We start from the raw sequence: 25180 nt of genomic DNA on the forward strand, positions 1-25180 counted from the left end.
ATTTTCGAGACTTTTTTGTTATTGTTTTTTAGTAAGTTCAATTTCAGCTAACATTTCCCACGTTTTATGTCCAAATTTTTTTGGTGAAAATTTAAAATGGATGATGCTTTGTTTTTCTTTAGAATTATAACACACATCTATTAAAACATTTAATATCAATTTTTTATTTGTAGCGAAGCGATCATAGGTTTTAATATTTCCAATAAATAATGTGTTGTTTTTTAGTGACTTAATTTTAATAATGCTTGCTACTGCTTTGTGCTGCTGTAACTCTTTATTTTGATTGATTTTGTTTAAACCATCAAAATATAGTTCTAAGTTATTTGCCAGTTCTACAGCATTAATTTCTTTTTCTATATTAATTTTCCAAGCATAGGTGTAAGACCAAAAATTAGGATGCTCTGGATTTATCCAACCTTTAGGGAATCGTACTTCGGCAATACCTTGATAATTAATTTCTGGAGCGAAACTGATAGGAAATTCAAAAGTCTCATTTGTCCAAGATATATCTAAATTAATTATAGTTTGATTTTCCTGTCTTAGTTGTACTTCATTCAAACTATTCCATATGTTATCACTAAAATCTCTTGGAGATATTCGAAATGTAATTATTGAGTTATTATCCTTTTGAGAAAAATGTTGTTGTCCTTTAACATGTACTGTAATTACTTTTCCTGTATGAAATCCATCAAAGAATGTCATTATTCCAACAAATCCATTTTCAGCTTTTTTAAAATCAACAACAGGTTTAGGGAATTTTTTTGCCCAATGATTGGGTATCATGAGTCCATCAAAATAAGCTTTGAAATTAGCTTCAATTTTTTTTAAGTCTAAAGTTTTTGAAGTTTCTATTTTCCATCCAATAACTAACGACCAAAATTCGTTGCTTTTCGAATCTGACCATTTTGGAGTAAAAAGAAGTTCTTCAAAACCATTAATGTCAAGTTTTGGTGCCCAATTAACAGGAAACTTTATCACTTCTCTTTTCCAGTTTTTTGAGTTTTCAAAGATTGATAACTCCTTGTCTTCTTGAGTAAAGGCAGTTAAAGTTAATAAGAGCATAAATACTATTGCTAAAATTTGCTTCATCATTATAATTTAACTGTTACTTCAAAACCTAATGCATCAGAAATTGCATAGTCTTTAACTTTACTTGTATAATATACATTCCACTTTCTTCTATCTATTTTAAAACGAGTTAACATTGTTTTGTCTTGATAGTTAAATTCTGCATTAAAATTTATTGGTTTGGTAATTCCTTTAAGAGTTAAATTGGCTTCGATTCTTGCATGTGTTTCGTCCGAATATGTAACTTTTGTTATAACCAGTTTTGTTAGAGGATGCTTTTTAACATCAAAAAAATCATGATCTTTTAAATGATCAATTAGATTCTTCTTTCCTTCCTCTTGTTTAATATCTGTATTGGTCATAGAATTCATATCAATGGTAAATTCACCACCTGTAATTTTATCATCCGTTTTTACAAGGTGACCTTCTTTAAATTGTATAAAGCCATCATGACCTCCAAAATGAAAAGTCAATTCACCAATCCATTTAATGGTACTTTTCTCAACATTTATAGGAAGCTTTTCTTGTGAGTTGCTAATTAAAATTGAAGATGCAGTAAGAATAAGAGTAATAATTTTTCTCATGAATATATTTTTTAGAATTCAGAGTAAAACTATTCCAGTGATTGGTTAAAAATGTCAAATCAATTTAAAAGAAGTGTCAAATTATTTTAAAACTCTTGATTACCATAGCAATTTATTATGGTTTTTATTCAATTCTCTCAAATACAAAATCTATAGAAAAATCATCGTTAGCAACTTTAGCTTTTAAGTTGTCTTTTTCAAGCCAGTAAGATATTTCTTTAGGAAATTCATTTTTTTTGTTTTCACAAACTAACATATCCTTGGTTAGTTTAGTTATTTCAAATAAAGTTGGCTCTTGATTTACGCCAGTAACTTGAAAATATTGCTTTCCTTCCGAAGAAATTATGTTCAATATCTCTTTAAAAACCGTGTCTTTATTTTGTAGCGTGTAACCAATTCCAGAAAAATTAGCGTTCCAAATTTCATAAGTAGTTTTCGTAGAATCTTCATTAATTCGTTTCCACTTCCCAATCATGAAATCAGGGTTTTTGGGTTGTTTATTACAAGAGAAACAGATAGAAGCAAAAAAAATAAGAAAAAGGTAACGCATATATAAGGATTTTAGGTCAATGACTGATTTTCAATTCAACAAATTTAAAGAAAAGTCGTAAATTCGCACACCAACGAAGAAAACAATGCTAGATAAATTACAGATAGTAAAACAACGTTTTGATGAGGTTTCTGATTTAATCATTCAACCGGATGTTATTTCGGATCAAAAGCGTTACGTGCAACTTAATAAAGAGTATAAAGACTTAGGTAAAGTTGTAAAAAAAGCGAACGAATACGAAACGTTATTAAATAATATAGAAGAAGCGAAAGAGATTATTGCTGATGGTAGTGATGCCGAAATGGTTGATATGGCAAAAATGGAGATGGATGAAGCCAAAGAACGTATTCCTACCTTAGAAGAAGAAATTAAGTATTTATTGATTCCTAAAGACCCTGAAGATGGCAAAAATGCCGTTGTTGAATTGCGTGCGGGTACTGGAGGAGATGAAGCAAGTATTTTTGCTGGAGATTTATTTAGAATGTATTCTAAGTATTGTGAAAGTAAAGGATGGAATGTTTCTATTGTAGATTACAGTGAAGGAACAAACGGAGGTTTCAAAGAAATACAATTTGAAGTAACTGGAGAAGATGTTTATGGTACGCTAAAGTTTGAAGCGGGAGTACATCGTGTTCAACGTGTTCCGCAAACAGAAACTCAGGGTCGTGTGCATACTTCGGCAGCAACTTGTATGGTGTTTCCAGAAGCAGAAGAGTTTGATGTTGAAATAAACCCAAAAGATGTTAGAATTGATTATTTCTGTTCGTCTGGACCAGGGGGACAGTCTGTAAACACAACCTATTCTGCGGTACGTCTAACTCACATTCCAACTGGATTAGTAGCACAGTGTCAAGATCAAAAATCACAGCACAAGAACAAAGAAAAAGCCTTCAGAGTATTACGTTCTAGATTATATGATTTAGAATTGGCTAAAAAGCAAGCTGAAGATGCAGCTAAAAGAGGTTCTATGGTAACATCTGGAGATCGTTCTGCAAAAATTAGAACGTATAACTATCCACAAGGACGTGTTACAGATCATAGAATTGGTTTAACGTTATACGATTTGCAAAATATTGTGAATGGTGATATTCAGAAAATTATTGATGAATTAATGTTAGCAGAAAACACTTCAAAGTTAAAGGAACTTGGAGAAACTATATAAAAATAAACGCAACCATTGGTTGCGTTTTTAGTTCCTATATTTAAGCCTTATGAATTATAGCAGAGATGAAATTCTAACTGTAGCATTTTATAATGTTGAAAATTTGTTTGACACTATAGATGATCCAACTACTAATGATGATAAGTACACACCTACAGGTGAAAGAAACTGGACATATAAACGCTATTACAGAAAGCTTAATAGAATAAGTTATGTTATTTCTCAAATAGGAAAAACAAGTTCCTCTGAAACACCTATTTTAGTTGGGTTAGCTGAAGTAGAAAACACTAAAGTATTAGATGATTTAGTAAATCAGAAGAGTTTGCATAAATGTGGTTACAGGTATGTTCACTATGAATCTAATGATGAAAGAGGAATAGATACTGCTTTGTTATATCGTGATAGGCATTTTAGCCCTGTTTCTTCGGAAAGAATGCAGTTTAGTTTTTTAGATGAAGAAGGAAATTTTGATCATACGAGAGATGTATTACTTGTTTCAGGTTTTATGAATGATGAATTAATTCATGTTATAGTGAATCATTGGCCGTCAAGAAGAGAAGGAGAAGAGGAGTCAAAATCAAAACGGATAAAGGCTGCAGATGTAGTTAAAGAGGCCATCGATAAAATAACGAGTAAAGACCCTAATGCTAAAATTATCATTATGGGTGATTTTAATGATAATCCTACTTCAGAGAGTGTAAAAAACCATTTAGTAAGTCATGATTTTTTTAATCCTATGCTACCATTATATCAAAAAGGTCTAGGAACCTCAACATTTCAAAAAGAGTGGCATTTATTTGATCAAATTATTTTGTCTAATAATTTTAAAGATATAGAAACTAACCATCAATTTATGTCAGCCAACATTTTTAATAAAAAATGGTTAAAAACACATAAAGGGAAGCATAAAGGGAGTCCGTTCAGAACGTATATTGGACCTTGGTATAAAGGAGGTTTTTCGGATCATTTTCCTGTGTATGTTTCTTTTGTAAAAAAATAAAAACCAGCTTTAAAAGCTGGTTTTTTAATATCATCTATTTTTTACTTGATTATTCTACAGTAACAGACTTTGCCAAGTTTCTTGGTTGATCTACATTTTTCCCTAACATAACAGCAATATGATAAGAAAGTAGTTGTAATGGAATAGTAGTCAACAATGGAGTTAAAGCCTCTTCAGTTTCAGGGATTTCAATTACGTGGTCCGCAATTTCTTTTACAGTTTCATCTCCTTCAGTAACAATCGCTATGATCTTTCCACTTCTAGATTTAATTTCTTGAATGTTACTAACAACTTTTTCATAATGTCCTTTTCTGGTTGCAATTACAAAAACAGGCATGTTCTCGTCAATAAGTGCAATAGGACCATGTTTCATTTCAGCTGCAGGATATCCTTCTGCATGTATATAAGAAATCTCTTTTAACTTTAAAGCTCCTTCTAAAGCTACTGGAAAGTTAAATCCTCTACCTAAATACAAACAGTTTGTTGCTTCCTTGTAATGATCCGCAATATCCTTAACAATTGGATCAATTTTTAGTAACTGTTCCACTTGCGCAGGAATTTGCTGCATTGTTTGTAAATACTTATTTACAGCTGTTTTAGATAATGTTCCTTTAGCTTGAGCTAGTTTTAAAGATAATAATGTTAAAATTGTTATTTGCGTAGTGAAAGCTTTAGTTGAAGCAACACCAATTTCTGGTCCAGCATGAGTATAAGCTCCTGCATGAGTTTCTCTTGCAATAGAAGACCCTACTACATTACAAATACCAAACACGAATGCTCCTTTAGATTTAGCTAATTTAATAGCTGCTAAGGTATCCGCAGTTTCTCCTGATTGAGAAATAGCAATTACAACATCTTTTGGAGTAATAATTGGGTTTCTATACCTGAACTCAGAAGCATATTCTACCTCTACAGGAATTCTAGCCATATCTTCGATAAGATATTCTCCAACTAATCCTGCATGCCATGAAGTTCCACAAGCTATTACGATAATTCTATCAGCATTTAAGAATTTACTCATGTTATCATCAACACCAGCCATTCTTATAATACCTTCATCAGCTAACATTCTTCCTCTGTAAGTATCAATAATTGCTTTTGGTTGTTCGTAAATCTCTTTTAGCATAAAGTGATCGTAACCACCTTTTTCTATTTGATCTAAACTTAACTTTAATTCTTGTATTTGAGGGTCAACAGGTTTGTCACTATCAATTTTTCTAACTTTAATACCTCTATCTTTTTTGATAATTGCTAATTCACCATCTTCAAGATATAAAGCATCTTTTGTATATTCTATAAAAGGTGAGGCATCAGAAGCTACAAAAAACTCTTCATTATTTTTTCCAACGCCAATAGCAATAGGACTACCTAAACGAGCTACTACTAATTCATTAGGTTTGGTTTTATCAAAAACAGCTATTGCATAAGCTCCGATTACATTTGTTAAAGCTAATTGAACAGCCTTTCCTAGCTTACAATTCTCACGCTTTTTTACTTCTTCTATAAGATTTACTAGAACTTCAGTATCTGTATCACTTTGAAAAGTATATCCGCGACCTATTAATTCTTTTTTAATAGTATCATAGTTTTCAATAATTCCATTGTGTACAATTACTAGTTCTCCTGATTCTGAAAAATGAGGATGTGAATTTACATTATTTGGAACTCCATGTGTAGCCCATCTAGTATGCCCAATACCAATTTTACCTACCTTTCTGTTTTCTTCATTGTTAGTAATAACCTCTAAATCTGAAACTTTACCTTTGGTTTTTGAAAGATTCATCTTATCTCCATCGTACATCATAATACCAGCACTGTCGTAACCTCTATATTCAAGTCTTTTAAGACCGTTGATTACGATTGGATATGCATCTCTATCACCAATATAGCCTGTAATTCCACACATAATAATTTTTTAAAAGTTTTTTAGTTAGTTATCTTTTTCTTCTGAATAGGAAATAATCAATTTTGCTCTAAGTTCCCCATTCGTTGATGAATGATTGAGTAGCGTAACTCCCCTCGGATTCCAGTTATAATTTGTAACAGGTATAACAAGATTGTTTATTACAGAAACATCGGTACCTTGGTTGTATACTTTTAGCACTAAAGGCACATTTTCATCTGATTCTCCTGAAACTAATTCAGCTACATGATCAGTAATTCTTATATTGTAGTCTTTTGGTTTTCCTTGGTCATCATCACCTAGGAACCCGCCAAAAAATTGTGGTAGTTCATAGCTGTCCTTAATATGTTCGCCGTCTCCATTTCCAGTATCTTTAAACAATAAAAGTCTTAACGGAACTTTTGTAGTATCACGTGAGGTATCGATATTAAAAACTAAAGATGCATCGTTTATTAAGATATTTTGAGATCTCAAATCTTGTAATTCAGTTCCATTTAAAATTTTAACAGTAGCCATACTACCAGCAGTTCCTTGAATAGCTACACTATTAGAAGGTGCTGGATTTTGAGGAGCAGTCATTTTGTATTTACTATTGGTTACCCCAGTAAAACTAAAAGTATAATTACCAACAATAGTGTCTTTTACAACACCTTCATCAAGTGTGGTTATTGTATAGTAAAATTTTACACGCGGAGCGTTAGTTCCTAAAGACAAAGGAACCATTGATCCATCTGTACCCTCAGCTTTAAGAATTAGACCTCTGAAATAATTATTGAAATCATTTTGAGTAGTAAATTCTGCATCTCCAAATTTATCCCAAAATAACTCTTTCATTCTAGCTTTGTTAAGTGGAACAGTTAAAAAAGGAATACTATTAGCAAGTTTGGTAGTATCATTATATTTTGCACCAGTACTTAGCTCTCTTTCAAAAACAAATAACGTATCGGTTGGGTCTGGTGTATACGTAAAACTAGGATCGTCATTTAACAGTTCAGATTCAACATATTCATGATCCGACATGTAACTGAAACGTTGAGTTGGATTTCCAGGGTCTAACGTATTTAAAAATGTACCGTTTCTATATATTTTTAAAGCCATAGGTATAGAAGAGTTGCCTAATAAAGAATCCAATCTAAATTTTGGCTTTCCATCTGCTTCATTATCAAGTTTAGTTGAAGTATAAGGAATCTCTAAAACAGCTTCATTAAAAACGTAAATAGAATCTAAATCTTCATCCTTTCCACTTTCTGCTTTAGTAGTATTTTGCTCTGTTTGAGGATTTATAGAAAGACCTAGTTGACTAATAATAGAAGCCTCTATTCTTTCATAATCTGAGTTGTTGTAAACACCTAGTAAATATTCTCCTAAACTTCCAATAGCAATATTGTCTGCTCTTACTGCATCTACTATACTATCTTTAACAATAACTTCTAGTGTAAGTTGCTTTGTATTGAACACGTTATTACTAATAACATTTCCTTCTATTTCACGGAAGTCTTTTTCACATGAAATCACAAATAAAAGTGAGACAACAGCTACACTTAAATAAACAATTTTTTTAGTCATATTTGTTTGAAAAATTAAGAATCTTGAAGCTCTAGTACATTCTCTTTATAGAAATCTAGATATGCTTCTGTTAAATACTCCTCAGATTGGTAATCTAAAACTGTAACGTTATTATCCTTTATGAATTGTTCTAAATCTTCAGAATAACTATCACTTCCTTTAATTATTGCATCAGAATTTAAAATAGCATTTTTCAAGATATTCTCTTGAGTAGGATTTTCTAAAATAGGAACACTATCGTTATCTATTTTGTCAAATTTAACTTTGTTAATAAGTCCTTTGTTTAATTCACCTTCAAATTCATTGTTGTATAATGAAGTGACTACTTTGCTATCAGCAAAAATAGGTTCTTCTTTATAGTATTCTTTAAGGTAAATAGGCAATAAAGAAGCCATCCAACCATGAACATGAATAATATCAGGAGCCCAATTTAATTTTTTCACTGTTTCAACAACTCCTTTTGCAAAGAAAATCATTCTTTCGTCGTTGTCAGGGAAAAGCTGATCATCTTCATCAGTATAAATTGCTTTCCTTTTGAAGTATTCATCATTATCGATAAAATAAACTTGCATTCTCTCTTTTGGAATAGAAGCAACTTTTATAATCAACGGCATGTCCATATCATCGATAATTAAGTTCATACCAGACAAACGAATAACTTCGTGTAATTGATGTCTTCTTTCATTAATTACACCAAATCGAGGCATAAAGATTCTGGTTTGAACTCCCTTTGAATGTGCAAATTTAGCAACATTAAATGCGGTAGATGATAATTCTGTTTCTGGTAAGTATGGAATTACTTCCGATGAAACATACAATATTCTCTTATCCTTCATTAAATCTAACTCTTTTAAAGAGTGCAAAACTACGAAATTTTATGCTAAAATCCTGTTAAATTGCTAATTTTGCCTACATCGTAACATATATTTAATGAAAATATTCACATTAAAATCTGATTTAAAAAACTATTTGGCAGCTGAAAAAAAGAAGGGAAATAGTATCGGATTTGTACCTACCATGGGAGCTTTGCACAAAGGACATCTTTCTTTAGTGGAAAAAGCGTTAAGTAAAACAAACATTACAGTAGTTAGCATATTTGTAAATCCTACACAGTTTGATAATAAAGAAGACTTAGATAAATATCCAAAAACACTAGAGAATGATATAAAATTACTCGAAAGTGTTGATTGTGATGTTTTATTTGCTCCTTCCGTTGAAGAAATTTATGATGAAAATGTTGTTGCTGAAAGATTCGATTTTGATGGGCTAGAACACCAGATGGAAGGAAAGTTTAGAGATGGTCATTTTGATGGTGTTGGAACTATAGTAAAAGCCTTGTTTGAAATTGTTGAGCCAGATGTAGCTTATTTCGGAAAAAAGGATTTTCAGCAATTACAAATTATAAAAAAGTTAGTAGAGAAGCATAATATTCCAGTAAAAATTAAAGGAATGCCCATCTTTAGAGAGAAAGATGGATTGGCCATGAGTTCACGTAATACAAGACTAACTAAAGAACATAGGGAAGCTGCACCTTTTATTCATAGAATACTAAAAAAGGCACGTAAAAAAACTGGCACAAAAAATGCTAAGGAGATTACGGAATGGGTAAAAAATCAATTTGAAAACCACCCTCTTTTAGAACTTGAATATTTTACAATTGCTGAAGAAAAAACCTTAATTTCAGTAGATAAGTTCGAGGAATATAAAAGATACAGAGCATTTATTGCTGTATTTGCCGGTGAAATTCGTTTAATTGACAATGTCCGTTTCTAAAACAATTAACAAATTATAAAAGATAGATTCTTTAAAAACAGTATTTTTGCAGAATGTTAGTACAAGTAGTAAAATCAAAAATTCACCGAGTAAAGGTTACAGGTGCAGATTTAAATTATATAGGAAGTATTACCATTGATGAAGATTTAATGGATGCAGCCGGGATTATTGAAGGAGAGCGAGTTCAAATTGTAAATAACAACAATGGAGAACGTTTAGAAACGTATGCAATTCCAGGCCCTAGAAAAAGTGGGGAGATTACCTTGAATGGAGCAGCGGCAAGAAGAGTTCAAAAAGGAGATGTATTGATTTTAATCGTTTATGGATTTTTGGATATTGAAGAAGCAAGAAAATTTAAGCCTCAGTTGGTATTTCCAAATGAAGAAACTAATTTATTAGAATAAATCACTCATTTTGTCTTTAAAGAAAATTATAAAAATAACATTACCTCTCGCTTTGGGAGGTTTTTTAGTTTGGTATTCTTTATCAAAAGTATCTTTAGATACATTATTGCAATATTTTAAAAATGCCAATTATTGGTGGATTGCTTTAGGATTATTTTTCGGAGTTCTAAGCCATTTATCACGTGCCTATCGATGGAAATTCTTGTTAGAACCTTTAGGCTATAAACCAGATTTCGGTAACAGTACAATGGCTGTTTTAGTAGCTTATTTAGTGAACTTAACAATACCTAGAGCTGGTGAAGTTTTTAGAGCTACTGTAATGACAAGCTATGAAGATATTCCTTTTGAAAAGGGTTTTGGTACTATTGTAGCAGAACGAATTGCTGATTTAATAATGATGTTGTTAATCATTTTTATCACATTGTTTGTTCAGTTTGATTTCATATATGAGTTAGTAACCAAAAACTTTTCTCCTAGCAAGATTTTAATTTTAATAGTAGGTTTAGGGTTAGGATTTTTAATTTTTATACGGTTTGTTAAAAAAGCAACAAACGGATTTGGCTTGAAAATAAAGAACTTCATTACAGGTCTTGTGGAAGGTGCCATGAGTATTTTCAAGATGAAAAATAAATGGGCATTCATATTTCATACTGTTTTTATTTGGGTGATGTATGTTGCTATGTTCTGGGCTACGGTTCCAGCAATTGAAAATTTTAATGTTCCTTTTGGAGCTGTTTTAGTTGGTTTTATTGCAGGTGGATTTAGTATTGCTGCTACCAATGGAGGTATCGGATTGTATCCAGTTGCTGTCGCAGGAGCTTTTGCATTGTTTTCAATTCCTGAAGAGCCAGCTAATGCTTTTGGTTGGATTATGTGGACCGCTCAAACTGCGATGATTATTATTTTTGGAGGATTGTCATTTCTATTTTTACCAATCTACAATAGAAGTAAATCATAATTTAATAAGCGGTGACTAAAAGCGTAAACAATTTTTAAAATCAAATAAATAAGTATATTTGATTTTAAAAATATGTTATGCTAATATTCTTCGGAATCAGGTCACCTTTTATAGGATCTGCCTTACTTAAAGAAAATGTTTCTTGTAATTACTGTAATGTTGAGAACAATTTGCGGATAAGTGTTTTCGGTTCTTATTTTCATGTTTTTTGGATTCCTATAATGTCTTTTGGAAGGACTATCGAGGTAACCTGTTTACATTGTAAAAAGACGTATAATGAAAAAGAAATACCAAACAATTTAAAACCGACTGTTGATGCCATTCTACGAGCAAAAACAATGAAATCACCTAAGTGGCATTCATTGGGTTGTTTTACAATTTTAACTTTAGTAGCATTAACACTAATTCTTGCTTTTTTTGCTTTCGTTGGAAATCTTTTTAGAACTTCTCATTATGAAAAAGAAGTAGATACTACTAAAACAGAGACGATTGAAATTTATAAAGACGAGGAAAAAGTATATAGAGAAAAGGTAAAAGCTTTTCCAGAGTGGAAAAAAGATTTAAGAGAAATAATGTTTTCTTCACTAACTGAACCAAGTATTGTAAAAGATCCTGTGTCATATAACTTAAAAAGCTGTTTAGAACCTAAATTACCTTTTATAGAAGAGTATAGTTTGAGTTATATCACGCATTTCAATAACGACAAAATTCTACTTCTTATTGAAGCTGGAGATTATAATGATTATACAGTAAATCAAAAAAACGAGTTTTATAAAGAACTTGATTTTTGTGTGAAAAACGTATTAAAAGGAGAATCGTATAAAACATATGTTGGAGTTTATAAAAGCACTAAGTTGTTAATGCAAAAAACACCAAATCAAATCATTAAAGATAGTATTTCCTTGGAATCGAATTTATTGAAAGAGTTTTTTGACTAATCAATTTTACTAAGTTTGAAACTTAGATTTAAATGGTCAATAGTTATAAATTTCTTTTCTTTGTGGATAGCTAAAACAGTACTTCATGTCAAAAACTAAAACAACGTATTTCTGTCAGAATTGTGGAACTCAACATGCAAAATGGGTTGGTCAATGTTCTAATTGTAAAGAATGGAATACCGTTGTGGAAGAGGTTGTTCAAAAAGAAGAAAAACGAAATTGGAAATCACCCTCTAACGCTCAGAAAATTGTAGCGAAACCATTAAAAATTCAAGAAATTGAATTAAACACTGAAGAGAGAATTATAACAAAAAACAACGAGTTAGATACTGTTTTAGGTGGTGGTTTGGTAAAAGGTTCTGTTGTTTTATTAGGAGGAGAACCTGGAATTGGAAAATCAACATTATTACTTCAAATAGCACTTCAAATAACAGAGAAAGTATTGTATGTTTCTGGAGAAGAAAGTCAATCGCAAATTAAAATGCGTGCAGAACGTTTAGCTAATATAAACTCCAATTGTTTGGTTTTAACAGAAACCAATACACAGCAAATATTTAGAAATGTTGAAGAAGTTGAACCGGAAGTTTTAGTGATTGATTCTATTCAAACATTATATACGAATAACATAGAAGCTTCACCTGGAAGTATCTCTCAGATAAAAGAAACTTCTGCTGAATTGATAAAATTTGCCAAAGAAACTAACACACCAGTTTTATTAATTGGACACATCAATAAAGAAGGAAATATTGCTGGACCGAAAATTTTAGAGCACATGGTAGATGTTGTGCTTCAGTTTGAAGGAGATAGAAATCATACGTATAGAATATTACGTTCTCAAAAAAATAGATTTGGTTCTACAGCAGAACTAGGAATTTACGAAATGCTATCGGATGGTTTACGAGAAGTTACGAATCCGTCAGAAATTTTAATCTCAAAGAAAGACACCGATTTAAGTGGAACAGCCATTGCCTCAACTTTAGAAGGTGTTCGCCCGTTAATGATAGAAATTCAGGCTTTAGTTAGTACTGCGGTGTATGGTACACCACAGCGTTCTACAACGGGGTATAACCTTAAACGTTTGCACATGATTTTAGCTGTTTTAGAAAAACGAGCAGGTTTTAAATTAGGAGCTAAAGATGTATTTTTAAATGTCACAGGAGGTATTTATATAGACGATCCTGCAATTGATTTGGCTGTGGTAGCAGCTATTTTATCTTCTAATCAAGATATTGCAATTAATCCAGATGTTTGTTTTGCAGCAGAAGTAGGTTTAGCTGGTGAAATCCGTCCAGTACCAAAAATTGACCAACGAATAGTAGAGGCTGAAAAACTAGGGTATAAAACTTTTGTTACTTCAAAGTACAATAAGATTACTTCAAAAAAACATTCGATCAAACTAATTTTAGTAGGAAAGATTGAGGAGGCATTTGCTACATTATTTGCATAAAAAAAAACTATTTTACTTCGATGCAGTTATTGCATACAAAAGTAAAATAGTTATTCATTTTAAAATGATTTCTTTGTTTTTAATAAGGAATACCACACGGTATTTCATTCATGCAGATATAACCACGAGGTAATGGTTCATAGCAATGAATTTCACTACACATAATGTAAGTCCATCCTCCATTAATGTTTTTTTGTTCGTTTTTACTTAGAGTTGTTCCTAAGTTTGAAATGTTTTTTAACATGATTATTATTTTAATAAGGTTAACATTCTAAATATAGGAATTTTTTCAAAAAAATATTTAAAAAACTGTTTTTCAGGAGTTTAAATCTTATTGTAAAATCTGAACTTTACTTTAAACAATACCAAACTGGTCTTTTGTTAAAAACAACAGTTAAACGAGGTTAGTTTTTTAAAAGATAGTTCGTATTGTTTTCTGCCTTAATCCATTCTTTATTCTCCATATCTAAAGACCACGAAAAAGAAGCCATGACATTATTTTCGGTTTGCTCAAAACCATAATGAGTACTGTAATTAGATAAACTAATAAATCTGTTTTCTGATATAGGAAAAATTTCCACTTTAGGTAAATTATCTCTTTTATAAAACAAACGGTTGTCTTTTACCCAAAACTTTCGATTGCCATAGGTACCAGTAATTTTTTTGTATTGATCAATTAAAGCTTGATTACTTTGCTTTTTCCTATATAAAACATGTGATAAAGCATCTTTTAAAAACCAGTGATCTGGATGTTTAGCAATTAACTTTTCGAAAGTCTTGTCTAAGTTTTCAAACTCGTGACTCTTGAATAAATTATAAGCAGCTCTTATTTCATCCGTTTCTCTGTAGTAATAAAATTTTGATAATTTATTTCGATTAAATTGATCAACTTCAACTCTTGATGCAGTACTTAAGCTGTCTTTTTCGAAAACATGTTTTGTGCCTGAAACCCAGCCTGCATCAAAAGATAAAAGTATATTGTTATCACTAGGAATTCCTTTATTTAATAATTGGTTTTTGTAATGGACAAAATATGCTTTGTTCTTTTCAAAGTAGTTGATTTGTTGCTCAGAAGCAATTGATCTATAAATTCCAGCATAAGATGTAAAATCAAAGGTGACTGTTTCCTTTTCTTTCTTCTGTATATAAGCGTCTATAATGTTTTGATAGATGGATTCCTCTGGCCAAGTTAACTTGATTTTTGAATAGATTTTTTTAGCTTCATCAAGTTTTCCTGCCGCTAGATATGAATAGGCTTTGATTCTTTGAACTTCTTCTGTGTTTGGAGATAGTAATTCGTAAGCTTTTATTAAGTTGATAGCTTCGTCGTAGTTACCATTCAAAATTAAAGACATGTAATACCTACGAGCATTGTCTTCATTTTGAGCTTTATTAAACCTTTTTAGAGCATGCTTGTAATACCCTTCAATATTTTGGGTTTCACTAAATACCATTTCTAACAGTCTGTTATAGTCTTCGTTGTTAGGTTCAATTTCTAATTGATATTTTAACAGCTTTTCTGCATCAGCCCATCTATTGTAAATAATATGTTTGTACATTAAAATTTCAAACTGACTTTGAATTGGTAAGTTGTTTTTTAAATCGTATGCCTTATCGATGAGGTATTTCTCTTCTAATTCGCCATGACTAAATCTATTCCTGCGGATAGCATTATAAAAGTAAGCCAAGGTAAAAGCACTGTCTATTTTAACAGCTTCATCGTAATCTTTATTAGACCAAGCTTTTAATGCTTCCATAGATTCTGTAGTCATTTCGCGAATGCTCAAATCTATATATCGGTCTCGCATTTCTTCTACAATACCAAGATTATCTTTTATGTAAATACTTATTTCATCAATAAGTTCAAAAAAATCTGAGCCAGTAAATGTTTTTTTAGAAATTTCTTTTCCATTTTTACTATTATGCACAATAGGAGTAATAGCATATACACCATTATTTACTTCATAAAAACCGTCAACATAATACTTGTTAAACACAGCACTAGATTTAATTTTATCAATGGTATTTTCAGCATAACATGCCTCAGTGGAAATGTTTTTATCTTGTTTTAAATCTAATTCTAAAAGTTTGTTAATGGTGTTTCCTAACCAAGAGTTAATGGAGTCTTTATTTTTTTGTTGAAAATTAAATACAGGAGCACCAATTCTAAATTCTTCTTTAGTAATAGTCTCGGTTAGTAACTCCCCAAGGTCATTTTTATAGCTTATTTCTTTAGTGGTTGAACCTAAATCACTGTTTCCAAAGCCAAAAAATAAAACTAAAGCGATAATTAATCCGTTTAAAGGGAAAATAATTTTCTCTCTAAGTTTTAGAATCTTTTTGTTGATTCTATCTTTATTGTACAAATAAATTGAAAGAGAAGGAAGTATACCTATAAAAATCCACAGGAGCATATCTACCCAGTAAGGAGAAATGTTATAACGCACCAATGCCCAATCTATAAATTGTAAAAAAGTCCAAGCTGCAACTAGGTAAGCCGCTAAAAACTTTAAAACTTTTTGCCCTTTTTTCTCGTCGATGTTTTCCTCTGCAGTCATACTAAATGAAGCGAAATTAGTGTCTATTAAGTTGGTAAGCTAATTTAGATAAAAACTATAAAAAACAAAAACCTCGCAAATAGCGAGGTTTTTGTTTTATGATAAGAAATATTATTTCTTGTTAACTTCTTTAATGTATTTTTCTAAAGCCATAGTCATAGATGGAGTTTCAGGAGTAGGTGCAGCAATATCTACACGTAATCCTCTTTCTTCAACAGCTTTAATTGTTGAGTTTCCAAATACTGCTATTCTAGTGTTATTTTGTTTGAAATCGGGGAAGTTTTCAAATAAACTATCAATACCAGAAGGACTGAAGAAAACTAAAACATCATAAAAAACATTTTCTAAATCAGATAAATCACTTACCACAGTTCTGTATAAATCGGCTCTTTTCCAATTTACACCTAACTTATCTAATTCTTCAGGAATTAATGGTTTTAATTTATCAGAAGAAGGCAATAAAAACTTCTCGTCTTTATGTTTCTTAATCAATTTTGTTAACTCTGGAAAAGTACGAGTACCTACATAAATTTTACGTTTTCTATACACTACGTACTTTTGCAAGTAATAAGCAACAGCTTCAGACTGACAGAAATATTTCATGTCATCTGGAACTGTAAAACGCATTTCTTGAGCTATTCTAAAAAAATGATCTACAGCATTTCTACTTGTTAAAATAATTGCTGAGAAATTATTTAGGTCAATCTTTTGCGCTCTAACTTCTTTTGTTGGAATTCCTTCGACATGAATAAAAGACCTAAAATCAACTTTTACTTTTTGCTTTTCAGCTAAATCAAAGTAAGGTGAAGTTTCTGTTTTTGGTGCTGGTTGAGACACTAAAATGGTTTTCACTTTCATAAAACTTTCTCTTTACGACGTTGTTGTTTTATATATGATTAGCAAAGGAGCTAATTCGAGGCTGCAAAAGTACAAAATAAAATAAAAGAAGTTATTAAAAATCAGCTTTTTGTTATTCCTTAAAATTAAAAAACCTCTAAAAACCAACAGTATACAAATAAAAAAAAGCAAAAAAACACTATTAGTGTAGCAGTAATTGAACAAAATTAATATCGGAAAAAGCCATAAACTGATAGAATACATATATCCCGATTGTAAAAAAATAAGATATCTTGTTTGCTCTTTAAGATCAAGCGTGTTTACAATCAATCGTACAAATAAAAATTTTATAATTAGAAAACCTAATAAGCTTATCAATATATCAATGTAATTAAACCTTTCAATTGACAACCAACTTTCAACAAAAAAATAAATTGCTAGAGAAAAAATAAGTGTTGAAAAAGTAAATATCAATACATGAAAGGTAGAGAAAATAGAAGGATTTTTTTCTGCTCTATTTTCAATGAATCCCTGAGAAAACATAGCAATAGTATACCCTAGTAATAGTTGTGGTTTATAAAGTTTCATCAATGCTATTAAAACTAAGGCGATGACAAAAACTAAGGTAATCCAATCGTTTGAAGCTAAATTACGGCTAATTACTTCCATGAAGGGTTTTGCTAGTCAGAGAATAATTCAATTAACGCAAAATTAGGAATAAATTAGTTTATCTTTGCGCTAATTTTTAACGAAAATCAAATTAATGTCTGATACTTTAGTCATTATCCCTACCTATAACGAAAAAGAAAATATTGAAGCCATTATTCGAGCAACGTTCGATCAAGAAAAGGCTTTTGATATTTTAATTGTTGATGATAATTCTCCAGATGGTACTGCAAATATTGTTGAAAAATTACAATTAGAGTTCCCCAACCAATTACATTTAGAGAAGAGAACTGGTAAGAACGGATTAGGAACCGCGTATATACATGGTTTTAAATGGGGGCTTGACAGAGAATACGAGTACATAATTGAGATGGATGCAGATTTCTCTCATAACCCAAATGATTTGATACGATTGTATAATGCTTGTGCCAATGAAGGTGCTGATGTTTCTGTTGGATCACGTTATTCTGTGGGAGTAAATGTGGTTAACTGGCCTATGCATCGAGTTCTACTTTCCTATTTTGCTTCAAAGTATGTTCGATTTATAACAGGAATACCAGTAAATGATACTACTGCAGGATTTGTTTGTTGGAGTAGAGAAGTATTAGAAACTATTAAACTTGATAAAATTCGATTTGTTGGGTATGCATTTCAAATTGAAATGAAATACAAAGCATGGAAGCATGGTTTCTCTATCAAAGAAGTATCTGTGATTTTTACTGATAGAACTTTGGGAGAGTCTAAAATGAGTGGAGGAATAGTTTATGAAGCATTGTTCGGAGTTATAAAAATGAGATTAAAAGGTTTACCAAAATAAAATGAGCACATCGTATTTAATAAAAAACGCACAAATTGTAAATGAGAATACCGTTTTTAACGGAGATGTTTTAATTAAAGATGAATTTATAGCAAAAATAGCGGCAGAGATTACTCCTTCTCCTGAAGATGTTGTTATTGATGCTAAAGGAAAGTATTTAATTCCAGGAATGATAGATGATCAGGTTCATTTTAGAGAACCTGGCTTAACTCACAAAGCAAATATTGCTACCGAGAGTAAAGCTGCTATCGCAGGAGGAATTACTACCTTTATAGAAATGCCAAATACAGTTCCTCAAGCTACCACTCAAGAATTGTTAGAAGATAAATTTGAAATAGCAAGTAAAACTTCCTATGCTAACTATTCTTTCATGTTTGGAGGAACTAATGATAATTTAGAAGAACTTTTAAAAACAAATCCTAAGAATGTAGCTGGAATTAAATTGTTTTTAGGCTCTTCAACAGGAAATATGTTAGTTGATAATGAAGAGGTTTTAGAGAAGATATTTTCGTCGACTAAAATGATTATTTCTGTGCATTGTGAAGATGAGCAAACTATTCGTGAAAATACAGCTAAGTTTAAAGAAGAGTACGGAGAAGATATCCCTATCAAATATCACCCAATTATAAGAAGTGAAGAAGCTTGTTATTTATCTTCATCTAAAGCAATTGAATTAGCTAAGAAAACTGGAGCTAGATTGCATGTTTTCCATTTATCAACTGCTAAAGAAATGGAGTTGTTTAGAAATGACATTCCATTGGAAGAAAAACAAATAACTGCTGAGGTTTGTATTCACCATTTATGGTTTTCTGATGCTGATTATGATAAAAAAGGTACGCATATTAAATGGAATCCGGCGGTGAAAACGGCTAACGATCGTGCTGCACTATGGGAAGCTTTATTAGATGATCGAATTGATGTAATTGCAACAGACCATGCACCACATACTATAGAAGAAAAAGCTAATGTGTATACAAATGCTCCAAGTGGAGGGCCGTTAGTTCAACATGCAGTAATTGCACTTTTTGAAAAAGTAAAAGAAGGAGTAATTTCTGTAGAAAAGGTAGTTGAAAAAATGGCTCATAATCCAGCAAAACTTTTCCAAGTTTCAAAAAGAGGTTTTATAAAGGAAGGATATTATGCAGACGTTGTTCTTGTAGATTCAGAATCTAATTGGGAAGTTTCTAAAGACAACATTTTATACAAATGCGGTTGGTCTCCTTTTGAAGGAGAAACTTTTTCTTCTAAAATTACACACACTTTTGTAAATGGTGTTTTAATGTACGATAATGGTACTTTTAACGAAGAAGTAAAAGGAAAGCGTTTATTGTTTGATAGATAATAATTGCTAAAATGAAAAGGTTACAGTTTATCATAGCATCACTTATTCTGTTTGTTTCCTGTACAGGAAATACTATTTATAAGAAACCAAAAGATCTTATTCCTAGAGACTCTATGGTTTTATTATTGACTGATATGCATATAGCGGCGGCAGCCAGACAAACAAAAAATAAGTTTAATGGTAAAGATGTTAATTATATGTATTTGATATATGAGAAGTATAAAATTGATAGCACCCGATTTGAGAATAGCAATACCTACTATACTTCGATGATAGATAATTATGATAAACTTTTAAATGAGGTAAAAGAGCACTTACAACAAAAAGGAGTTGATATTCAAAAGGAGATCAATGCTTCAGATTCTATTACCAAAGACAAGAAAAAAGAAGTTAAACTCGAGATTGACTCCTTAATTACTGATGTAGAAAAGAAACGTACAAAGAAGCTTCAACAGACTACTAAAGAAGAGGAATAAATTATTTTAAAAAGTCATTGCAAACTTCACTAATTACAGAGTCAATAGGTTCAAATTTAAAGTCTATTGCATTTTCAATTTTATCAGTTTCGTAGTACTCTTTGTTATGCGAAGATTTTGCAGAATTCTTTGTCATTAGCGGCTTTTTACCAGTAAGCTTAGTAAGAAACCAATCTAACCTCCAGAATATAGAAGTCATCAATGGAGTGGCTTTAATCGAAGGTTTTGTAACAGAGAAGCATTCTGCTATATTTGATAATACTTCTTTAAAAGAGTTGTTTTCAGAAACTAAAATAAATCGTTCATTAGAAATAGATGAATTTGTTAATTGAACCATTGCTTTTACAACGTCTTTTACAGAAACAAAGCCAGTAATACCTTCTGTATAAAATTTAAATCCGTTGTAAACTTGACTAAACATTTTTCCTGACCCTTCATTAAAAAAGCCGCTTCCTAAAATCACACCCGGATTTACAATAACAATATTTAAACCTTCTTGACTTCCTCTCCAAACTTCCATTTCTGCACCATATTTTGTGATAGCATACCCGTGTTTATTACCATTATCATTCCAATCATTTTCTTCATTAACAAACTCGCCATTTACAGCATCACCAATTGCTGCTATGGAACTAACAAAACAAAATTTTTCAACCTTATAGTCTATTGAAAAGTTCACCATATTAGCCGTACCTTCTATGTTTGTCTTTCGCATTTTATAGTAATCTTTAGGATCAAAAGAAACTAAGGCAGCACAGTGATAAACTTTAGAAATAGTATTTTCAAAAACTTTTTTTAAAGAAGGAATATCAGTTATGTCGGCTTTAATCCAGTTAATTTTAGAAAATAGATTAGCATAATCTTCTGTATAGTAAGAAAACACTTTTTTTACTATTTCTATTTTTTCCTCGGTTCTAAAAATTGCAATTACAGCATCATTTTCAATGCTTAAGCGATATAATAAATGCGCTCCAACTAATCCTGTTCCTCCAGTTACTAAAATCATACTTCAAAAATAGTCATAAAAAAAGGTTGCTTTAAAGCAACCTTTGTTTTTTTTATAATCTTTATTTATTACTGAATTACAGGTACATTGTTAATTTGAATCTTAACATCAAATTCAATTTGACCACTTTGTCCATCACCTTCAACAATATTAGTAACTTTAATTAATCCTTTATTTCCTAATTCATCTTGAAATTCAATAATATCATTTACAGCTATTTGAGTAACTATTTGAGATGTAGGCTTTGAAATACTGTTTAATTCTGATTCTAGCGTAATTGCATTAAAATCAGTTACAGAGTAGTTTGTAGATTTTTTAAAGAAACATTCATTTTTGTTAGCATCAGAAATAGCCGTTAAATTAAAAACATCTGACGGATAATTTTTTACAGAAGCAAAAGAAGCTTTGTTGGTAGCTCCGTAATAGTATCCAAAATCCCAAGAACTTCCTGTATTAGATGCATCACTAATTTTATGAATTGTATTGTTGTAAAAAGTCATAAAAGTAGACGAACTTTCATCAGCTAAAGGAGCTGCTAATAATTTTGCTGAATATGTAGTAACCGCTACCGGATCAGTTATGTCCCCAGGAATTTCATCATCATCGCTACAGCTTGTTAACACAAATAAGTTAGTTATTAACGCTAATACGATCGGAAATTTTAAATAATTTTTCATTTTTCTAAGTTTTTACATTCTTAGTATTTAAGACACTACTTATTCAGTTAAAGTCACTAATTAGCTAGATTTTTTGTTTTCGTATTGTAATTCATTAAAAATTAATAAATGAAGAAGAATGTAAAAAGTATCTAAATAGTATATTTGCGATTCATTCACTATAAGTAAATTTAAAATGGCTAAAAATTTAGTAGAAGAACTTAGATGGCGAGGAATGGTTCATGATATAATGCCAGGAACCGAAGAACAATTAGAAAAAGAAATGACAAGCGCTTATATTGGTTTTGATCCTACTTCGGATTCGTTACATATAGGTAGTTTAGTTCCGATTATTTTATTGGTTCACTTAGAAAAAGCTGGTCATAAGCCAATCGCTTTAGTTGGTGGAGCTACGGGTATGATTGGAGATCCATCAGGTAAATCTGATGAGAGAAATTTATTGAATGAAGAAACGTTAGCTAAAAATGTTGATGGTATCAAAAGAACATTAGCTCGTTTTTTAAATTTTGATAGTAAACAAGCCAATGCCCCAATTTTAGTGAATAATTACGATTGGATGAAGGATTTTTCTTTCATTGAATTTGCTAGAGATGTAGGTAAGCGTATTACCGTAAATTATATGATGGCAAAAGATTCTGTAAAGAAGAGAATTTCTGGAGAGTCTGGGAGTGGAATGTCGTTTACAGAATTTACGTACCAATTAATTCAAGGGTACGATTTTTACCATTTACATAAAACCCATAATTGTATGTTGCAAATGGGAGGTTCTGATCAATGGGGAAATATTACCACGGGTACAGAGCTTGTAAGAAGAATGAATCCTGGAGTAGATGCAAAAGCATTTGCTATGACCTGTCCTTTAATAACTAAAGCAGATGGATCTAAATTTGGAAAATCAGAAGGAGGAAATGTATGGTTAGATGCAGATAAAACTTCGGTATATAAATTTTACCAGTTTTGGTTAAATTCTTCAGATGAAGATGCTGAAAAATACATTAAGATTTTTACATTTTTAGATAAAGAAACGATAGACACTTTAATTGAAGAGCATAGAGAAGCACCACATGCTCGTTTGTTACAGAAAAAGTTAGCAGAAGAGGTTACAACATTTGTGCATTCTAAAGAGGAGTTAGATAAAGCGATTACTGCCTCTAATATTTTATTTGGAAAATCAACCGCTGATGACTTAAAGAGTTTAGATGAAATAACTTTTTTAGACGTTTTTGAAGGTGTTCCTAAAGCTGTTGTTGATAAAGCCGAATTTGAAGCTGGCTTAGATATGATTGCTGCCTTATCGGCAAAAACACAATTTTTAAAATCGAACGGAGATGCAAGAAGAGCTTTAAAAGAAAACTCTATTTCTGTTAATAAAGAAAAGATAAATGAAGATTATACCATTACATCTTCAGATTTAATTGCTAACAAGTATGTGTTACTACAAAGAGGGAAAAAGAATTACTTTTTACTAAAAGTAGAATAAATTAGGAAGCAATTTTTACATCAATAGTTAAAGGGCATCGCTTACAGTTGATGCCTTTTTTCTTATACTTATTACAACACTTGCTTTTCGGTTTTAAACAAGAAGCAGCACAAGCGCTATCACAAGTGTTTAAGCTGTGTAATTTTGTAATTGTTTCTTTTTTAGGGGTATAAAATACAATCATCTAGTATAAAATTCTGCACAAATATAAATATTTATTTAGAATAAATAAAAATAAAATTTGTAATTGTAACTAATTCAGAATTTTGTTCACCAATAATCATAAAAATTAACTATGCAAAACGAAATCATATTAGAAAGTAAATTAACAGCACATCAAAAAACACATGTTGCTATGGTAATTGGGTTGCCAGTTATTATCGTGGCGTTACAGTCCTAAACGATCACCTTTCAATTTACGGAATGAAACAGTGGTCATTAGTTACTCCTAAGCTTCTTTTTCTTTTTAGTATACTACTATTGGGAGTCTTTTCACTGTTTTTGAAATCTGGAGTACTAAAAGTTAATAGCGACTTATATTTAGGTACTTATATTTTTGGGAAGTTGATTTTCAAAAAGAAAATTATTATAACACAAAAATCCAAAGTAGCAGTTTTAAAGCTGAGTAAGCGTCAAAAAATGGCTTGGTTTTCTGTAGCTAGTCCAGACCAATCATTGTCTTATCACAAGAATGATGTCACTTTATTAAATGATAAACACACTCATAAAGAATTGCTTATTTCATTAAATGATGAGGTTTTAGCCAAGAAGGTAATTACCTTTCTTGAGGAGAACTTTGGGTTTATTCACGAAGTTTATAGTCCTGATTTTAGTTAGAAATTTAAATAAGGAATTGAATAAGTATAAACAAACTTTTGGAGTTAGTGAAATTGGAAAATTTCAGTTTTATAGTGGAATATTAATTGGTTTAGGTTATGCTTTTACATTAAACTATCTCTTTAGGCTTACTCTTAGACTATGTAATTTAGGAATGTATATTGATGATTGGAGTTTAAATTATGAGATTAATCCTTTCTATTACTTATTGATAGCTTTTAGTTCTGTTTGTTTTGCTTTTTGTTTTACTACCAATTTATGGATGAGTAAAGTATATGTAAAAGATAAGAGAAGAAAATTAAAGATTAGAAAAGCACAATTTAATTCTATTTGGATTCTTTTTGGGACTTTAATGTTTCTATTAAGATTATTTTGGTATTTAGCAGGAGTAGAAATAACAATTGAAAATGATTTTCCTTTGTTATGATTTGGTATTCCTTTCTTAATCTATATATATTGTTGGAATTTAATTTTAGATGTATTTAAATCAACGAAAGCACAGCTGATTTCACTTCCTATAATCTTACTTTTTAGCGTTGTTCTAAGTTTAATATAAAATGAAATCAATTTGTTAAAGTTTTCAAACAAAAAAATTAAGGAAACACTTTTTTTTACCTGAACAAGCACTATAAAATCTACAATTTCTGAGTTAATTAAGTTAAAAGAAATCTATCTTTGCAAACTGTAAATGTAGCTTCGTTTTTTGAAAATAAAACTTACTTCATATCTATTTGTTTTCTTGTATATAATTGCAATGTTGCGACCAATAGCCCCTTTTGTAGAATATGCTATTAATTACGATTATATTGCTAAAGTTTTGTGTATTAATAAAGACAATCCAGAACTGAATTGTAATGGAAAATGTCAATTAATGGAAAAACTTAAACAACAAGAAGAAGACGATTTCAATTCGTTACGAATTCATATGGAGGAATATCCTATAGGATTTGTACGAGTTTTAAAACTGGAAAATGAACCTGTAACCACTTCAATTCAAAAAAACAAATTTCATTACAAAGTAGATTACAGCTATCTATTTTATCAAAGCGTTTTTCATCCACCTTCAGTATAAATTTTACATATCAATTTTTTTAAAAGCTAAAGCTGTTTTCATATAAAATAGCTTTTATA

The 25180-nt window shown here is 30.7% G+C and carries 26 protein-coding genes; 14 read left to right on the plus strand and 12 right to left on the minus strand.

What is annotated here, in order from left to right; translation table 11 throughout:
* Positions 1 to 18: 18 nt before the first annotated feature.
* The 3 genes from EV195_RS12085 to EV195_RS12095 all read right to left on the minus strand — a co-directional run bounded on the left by EV195_RS12085 (position 19) and on the right by EV195_RS12095 (position 2127).
* Entirely contained in the window at positions 19 to 1092 is a 1074-nt protein-coding gene (locus tag EV195_RS12085) for a hypothetical protein (RefSeq protein WP_132795216.1), read from the minus strand.
* Positions 1092 to 1652 (minus strand): YceI family protein, encoded by a 561-nt coding sequence (locus EV195_RS12090; RefSeq protein WP_132795217.1) that lies wholly within the window; start codon positions 1650 to 1652, stop codon positions 1092 to 1094. The genes EV195_RS12085 and EV195_RS12090 overlap by 1 nt, the downstream gene beginning before the upstream one ends.
* Positions 1653 to 1776: 124 nt before the next feature.
* Positions 1777 to 2127, minus strand: coding sequence for a DUF6265 family protein (locus EV195_RS12095; protein WP_132795218.1), 351 nt, complete (start codon positions 2125 to 2127; stop codon positions 1777 to 1779).
* Positions 2128 to 2287: 160 nt separating this feature from the next.
* Between EV195_RS12095 and prfA the strand changes: the two genes are divergently transcribed.
* Together prfA and EV195_RS12105 are read left to right on the plus strand one after the other, a co-directional pair.
* On the plus strand, positions 2288 to 3364 hold the full coding sequence (prfA, locus tag EV195_RS12100; protein ID WP_132795219.1) for a peptide chain release factor 1: 1077 nt from the start codon (positions 2288 to 2290) through the stop codon (positions 3362 to 3364).
* A gap of 49 nt (positions 3365 to 3413) precedes the next feature.
* A complete protein-coding gene (locus EV195_RS12105; protein ID WP_132795220.1) occupies positions 3414 to 4364 on the plus strand; it encodes an endonuclease/exonuclease/phosphatase family protein in 951 nt (316 codons plus the stop codon).
* A gap of 49 nt (positions 4365 to 4413) precedes the next feature.
* Here the strand turns inward: EV195_RS12105 and glmS are convergent, their stop codons facing one another.
* Genes glmS through EV195_RS12120 form a run of 3 tightly spaced genes read right to left on the minus strand, consistent with a single transcriptional unit; the run spans position 4414 to position 8669 of the window.
* Complete coding sequence (gene glmS / locus EV195_RS12110) at positions 4414 to 6270, minus strand: glutamine--fructose-6-phosphate transaminase (isomerizing) (protein ID WP_132795221.1); 1857 nt, start codon at positions 6268 to 6270, stop codon at positions 4414 to 4416.
* A gap of 24 nt (positions 6271 to 6294) precedes the next feature.
* Complete coding sequence (locus tag EV195_RS12115; RefSeq protein WP_132795222.1) at positions 6295 to 7833, minus strand: DUF4270 family protein; 1539 nt, start codon at positions 7831 to 7833, stop codon at positions 6295 to 6297.
* 14 nt (positions 7834 to 7847) lie between these two features.
* Entirely contained in the window at positions 7848 to 8669 is an 822-nt protein-coding gene (locus EV195_RS12120) for a glycogen/starch synthase (protein WP_132795343.1), read from the minus strand.
* 94 nt (positions 8670 to 8763) lie between these two features.
* Between EV195_RS12120 and panC the strand changes: the two genes are divergently transcribed.
* From panC to radA, 5 genes are all read left to right on the plus strand, one after another.
* Positions 8764 to 9606 (plus strand): pantoate--beta-alanine ligase, encoded by an 843-nt coding sequence (gene panC, locus EV195_RS12125; protein ID WP_132795223.1) that lies wholly within the window; start codon positions 8764 to 8766, stop codon positions 9604 to 9606.
* Positions 9607 to 9659: 53 nt separating this feature from the next.
* Positions 9660 to 10010 (plus strand): aspartate 1-decarboxylase, encoded by a 351-nt coding sequence (gene panD / locus EV195_RS12130; RefSeq protein ID WP_132795224.1) that lies wholly within the window; start codon positions 9660 to 9662, stop codon positions 10008 to 10010.
* Positions 10011 to 10020: 10 nt separating this feature from the next.
* Positions 10021 to 10968 carry a lysylphosphatidylglycerol synthase transmembrane domain-containing protein gene (locus EV195_RS12135; protein ID WP_132795225.1) on the plus strand — a complete coding sequence of 316 codons (948 nt, stop codon included), beginning with the start codon at positions 10021 to 10023 and terminating at the stop codon, positions 10966 to 10968.
* A gap of 77 nt (positions 10969 to 11045) precedes the next feature.
* Positions 11046 to 11906: a hypothetical protein gene (locus EV195_RS12140; RefSeq protein WP_132795226.1), complete on the plus strand. Its 861-nt coding sequence runs from the start codon at positions 11046 to 11048 to the stop codon at positions 11904 to 11906.
* Positions 11907 to 11991: 85 nt separating this feature from the next.
* The gene (gene radA, locus EV195_RS12145; protein WP_132795227.1) at positions 11992 to 13353 is read left to right on the plus strand and encodes a DNA repair protein RadA; all 1362 of its coding nucleotides are present in this window, start codon (positions 11992 to 11994) and stop codon (positions 13351 to 13353) included.
* 79 nt (positions 13354 to 13432) lie between these two features.
* Here the strand turns inward: radA and EV195_RS16725 are convergent, their stop codons facing one another.
* The 4 genes from EV195_RS16725 to EV195_RS16945 all read right to left on the minus strand — a co-directional run bounded on the left by EV195_RS16725 (position 13433) and on the right by EV195_RS16945 (position 17417).
* Entirely contained in the window at positions 13433 to 13597 is a 165-nt protein-coding gene (locus EV195_RS16725; RefSeq protein ID WP_165915732.1) for a hypothetical protein, read from the minus strand.
* A gap of 160 nt (positions 13598 to 13757) precedes the next feature.
* The gene (locus tag EV195_RS12150) at positions 13758 to 15911 is read right to left on the minus strand and encodes a tetratricopeptide repeat protein (RefSeq protein ID WP_132795228.1); all 2154 of its coding nucleotides are present in this window, start codon (positions 15909 to 15911) and stop codon (positions 13758 to 13760) included.
* A gap of 111 nt (positions 15912 to 16022) precedes the next feature.
* Positions 16023 to 16769, minus strand: a complete 747-nt coding sequence (locus EV195_RS12155) for a uroporphyrinogen-III synthase (protein ID WP_132795229.1) — start codon at positions 16767 to 16769, stop codon at positions 16023 to 16025.
* Between the two features lie 12 nt (positions 16770 to 16781).
* Complete coding sequence (locus tag EV195_RS16945) at positions 16782 to 17417, minus strand: DUF4271 domain-containing protein (protein WP_132795230.1); 636 nt, start codon at positions 17415 to 17417, stop codon at positions 16782 to 16784.
* Positions 17418 to 17511: 94 nt separating this feature from the next.
* On the opposite strand from EV195_RS16945, the gene EV195_RS12165 reads away from it, so the two are divergent.
* Genes EV195_RS12165 through EV195_RS12175 form a run of 3 tightly spaced genes read left to right on the plus strand, consistent with a single transcriptional unit; the run spans position 17512 to position 20049 of the window.
* Entirely contained in the window at positions 17512 to 18231 is a 720-nt protein-coding gene (locus EV195_RS12165; RefSeq protein WP_132795231.1) for a polyprenol monophosphomannose synthase, read from the plus strand.
* A gap of 1 nt (position 18232) precedes the next feature.
* Positions 18233 to 19573, plus strand: a complete 1341-nt coding sequence (locus EV195_RS12170) for a dihydroorotase (protein ID WP_132795232.1) — start codon at positions 18233 to 18235, stop codon at positions 19571 to 19573.
* An 11-nt stretch (positions 19574 to 19584) separates the two neighbouring features.
* Positions 19585 to 20049: a DUF4296 domain-containing protein gene (locus tag EV195_RS12175; protein WP_132795233.1), complete on the plus strand. Its 465-nt coding sequence runs from the start codon at positions 19585 to 19587 to the stop codon at positions 20047 to 20049.
* A gap of 1 nt (position 20050) precedes the next feature.
* Here the strand turns inward: EV195_RS12175 and EV195_RS12180 are convergent, their stop codons facing one another.
* On the minus strand, positions 20051 to 21055 hold the full coding sequence (locus tag EV195_RS12180) for an SDR family oxidoreductase (RefSeq protein WP_132795234.1): 1005 nt from the start codon (positions 21053 to 21055) through the stop codon (positions 20051 to 20053).
* A 68-nt stretch (positions 21056 to 21123) separates the two neighbouring features.
* Complete coding sequence (locus EV195_RS12185; protein ID WP_132795235.1) at positions 21124 to 21732, minus strand: hypothetical protein; 609 nt, start codon at positions 21730 to 21732, stop codon at positions 21124 to 21126.
* 175 nt (positions 21733 to 21907) lie between these two features.
* On the opposite strand from EV195_RS12185, the gene tyrS reads away from it, so the two are divergent.
* The 4 genes from tyrS to EV195_RS12205 all read left to right on the plus strand — a co-directional run bounded on the left by tyrS (position 21908) and on the right by EV195_RS12205 (position 25121).
* Entirely contained in the window at positions 21908 to 23212 is a 1305-nt protein-coding gene (gene tyrS, locus EV195_RS12190) for a tyrosine--tRNA ligase (protein WP_132795236.1), read from the plus strand.
* Between the two features lie 423 nt (positions 23213 to 23635).
* Positions 23636 to 24049 carry a hypothetical protein gene (locus EV195_RS12195; RefSeq protein ID WP_132795237.1) on the plus strand — a complete coding sequence of 138 codons (414 nt, stop codon included), beginning with the start codon at positions 23636 to 23638 and terminating at the stop codon, positions 24047 to 24049.
* Positions 24050 to 24065: 16 nt separating this feature from the next.
* Positions 24066 to 24476: a hypothetical protein gene (locus EV195_RS12200; RefSeq protein ID WP_132795238.1), complete on the plus strand. Its 411-nt coding sequence runs from the start codon at positions 24066 to 24068 to the stop codon at positions 24474 to 24476.
* Between the two features lie 276 nt (positions 24477 to 24752).
* The gene (locus tag EV195_RS12205) at positions 24753 to 25121 is read left to right on the plus strand and encodes a hypothetical protein (protein ID WP_132795239.1); all 369 of its coding nucleotides are present in this window, start codon (positions 24753 to 24755) and stop codon (positions 25119 to 25121) included.
* Positions 25122 to 25180: the final 59 nt, after the last annotated feature.

Source organism: Tenacibaculum skagerrakense (assembly GCF_004345825.1).
GTDB classification, from domain to species: Bacteria; Bacteroidota; Bacteroidia; order Flavobacteriales; family Flavobacteriaceae; genus Polaribacter; species Polaribacter skagerrakensis.

Excerpts from the sequence above, each read along its gene's own strand:
- EV195_RS12085 (WP_132795216.1), bottom strand. The coding sequence starts at position 1,092 with ATGATGAAGCAAATTTTAGCAATAGTATTTATGCTCTTATTAACTTTA.
- EV195_RS12090 (WP_132795217.1), bottom strand. The coding sequence starts at position 1,652 with ATGAGAAAAATTATTACTCTTATTCTTACTGCATCTTCAATTTTAATT.
- EV195_RS12095 (WP_132795218.1), bottom strand. The coding sequence starts at position 2,127 with ATGATTGGGAAGTGGAAACGAATTAATGAAGATTCTACGAAAACTACT.
- prfA (WP_132795219.1), top strand. The coding sequence starts at position 2,288 with ATGCTAGATAAATTACAGATAGTAAAACAACGTTTTGATGAGGTTTCT.
- EV195_RS12105 (WP_132795220.1), top strand. The coding sequence starts at position 3,414 with ATGAATTATAGCAGAGATGAAATTCTAACTGTAGCATTTTATAATGTT.
- glmS (WP_132795221.1), bottom strand. The coding sequence starts at position 6,270 with ATGTGTGGAATTACAGGCTATATTGGTGATAGAGATGCATATCCAATC.
- EV195_RS12115 (WP_132795222.1), bottom strand. The coding sequence starts at position 7,833 with ATGACTAAAAAAATTGTTTATTTAAGTGTAGCTGTTGTCTCACTTTTA.
- EV195_RS12120 (WP_132795343.1), bottom strand. The coding sequence starts at position 8,669 with ATGAAGGATAAGAGAATATTGTATGTTTCATCGGAAGTAATTCCATAC.
- panC (WP_132795223.1), top strand. The coding sequence starts at position 8,764 with ATGAAAATATTCACATTAAAATCTGATTTAAAAAACTATTTGGCAGCT.
- panD (WP_132795224.1), top strand. The coding sequence starts at position 9,660 with ATGTTAGTACAAGTAGTAAAATCAAAAATTCACCGAGTAAAGGTTACA.
- EV195_RS12140 (WP_132795226.1), top strand. The coding sequence starts at position 11,046 with ATGCTAATATTCTTCGGAATCAGGTCACCTTTTATAGGATCTGCCTTA.
- radA (WP_132795227.1), top strand. The coding sequence starts at position 11,992 with ATGTCAAAAACTAAAACAACGTATTTCTGTCAGAATTGTGGAACTCAA.
- EV195_RS16725 (WP_165915732.1), bottom strand. The coding sequence starts at position 13,597 with ATGTTAAAAAACATTTCAAACTTAGGAACAACTCTAAGTAAAAACGAA.
- EV195_RS12150 (WP_132795228.1), bottom strand. The coding sequence starts at position 15,911 with ATGACTGCAGAGGAAAACATCGACGAGAAAAAAGGGCAAAAAGTTTTA.
- EV195_RS12155 (WP_132795229.1), bottom strand. The coding sequence starts at position 16,769 with ATGAAAGTGAAAACCATTTTAGTGTCTCAACCAGCACCAAAAACAGAA.
- EV195_RS16945 (WP_132795230.1), bottom strand. The coding sequence starts at position 17,417 with ATGGAAGTAATTAGCCGTAATTTAGCTTCAAACGATTGGATTACCTTA.
- EV195_RS12165 (WP_132795231.1), top strand. The coding sequence starts at position 17,512 with ATGTCTGATACTTTAGTCATTATCCCTACCTATAACGAAAAAGAAAAT.
- EV195_RS12170 (WP_132795232.1), top strand. The coding sequence starts at position 18,233 with ATGAGCACATCGTATTTAATAAAAAACGCACAAATTGTAAATGAGAAT.
- EV195_RS12175 (WP_132795233.1), top strand. The coding sequence starts at position 19,585 with ATGAAAAGGTTACAGTTTATCATAGCATCACTTATTCTGTTTGTTTCC.
- EV195_RS12180 (WP_132795234.1), bottom strand. The coding sequence starts at position 21,055 with ATGATTTTAGTAACTGGAGGAACAGGATTAGTTGGAGCGCATTTATTA.
- EV195_RS12185 (WP_132795235.1), bottom strand. The coding sequence starts at position 21,732 with ATGAAAAATTATTTAAAATTTCCGATCGTATTAGCGTTAATAACTAAC.
- tyrS (WP_132795236.1), top strand. The coding sequence starts at position 21,908 with ATGGCTAAAAATTTAGTAGAAGAACTTAGATGGCGAGGAATGGTTCAT.
- EV195_RS12195 (WP_132795237.1), top strand. The coding sequence starts at position 23,636 with ATGAAACAGTGGTCATTAGTTACTCCTAAGCTTCTTTTTCTTTTTAGT.